This is a genomic window from Aquimarina hainanensis, assembly GCF_042684685.1.
GTDB classification, from domain to species: Bacteria; Bacteroidota; Bacteroidia; order Flavobacteriales; family Flavobacteriaceae; genus Aquimarina; species Aquimarina hainanensis.
In genome coordinates this window covers 1-555 of the sequence record NZ_JBHULX010000031.1, presented here as the reverse complement: position 1 = coordinate 555, position 555 = coordinate 1, and the positions used below count along the sequence as shown (strand labels likewise).

Genomic DNA, 555 nt, shown 5'->3' with positions numbered 1-555 from the left:
TCACGACCATTAACTCCATAAGTAACTGCCCAAAAAGGTTTTTCGGTTTCTTTACCAATATTTTCTGTTCCAAAACCAAAACTTCTATTTACCTGAAATTGTTCATGAGACATATCAATTTTCCTTTCTTTAATTAGTTTTAAAACATTTTCCCAAGTAAACTTATAGGGTGCATCATAATCTGTTTCTTTTACTAAATTTCCTTGTTCATCATATTCTTTTCGAACTCCTTTAAGAAAAAGATCAGGATAAATCTGATATGTGGTTTTTAATTTTCCTGATTTATGATATAAATTAATTGTATGAAAAAAAGAATTTTTAGGTTGTATTGTTTCTCTATATTCAAGTTGACTTTCATTTTGAATGACTATAGAACTATCCTTATCAATAAATTGATAATCTAATCCCTTAATATTTTTTTTAAAGTTTTTTATATCAAAAGTTTTCATGATGTTTTGTTTTTGTGCTATACACGATGTAACAACTAGAAAAGAAAACAAGAATAGAATTAAATGTCTCATTTTATTCTTCAGATGGATAAGGTTCATCAAATTC

1 protein-coding gene is annotated in these 555 nt (G+C 26.1%); it reads right to left on the bottom strand.

What is annotated here, in order from left to right:
- Window positions 1-449: hypothetical protein (locus ACFSTE_RS15715; protein WP_378298253.1), on the bottom strand; the 449-nt coding region annotated here is incomplete at its 3' end.
- Window positions 450-555: the final 106 nt, after the last annotated feature.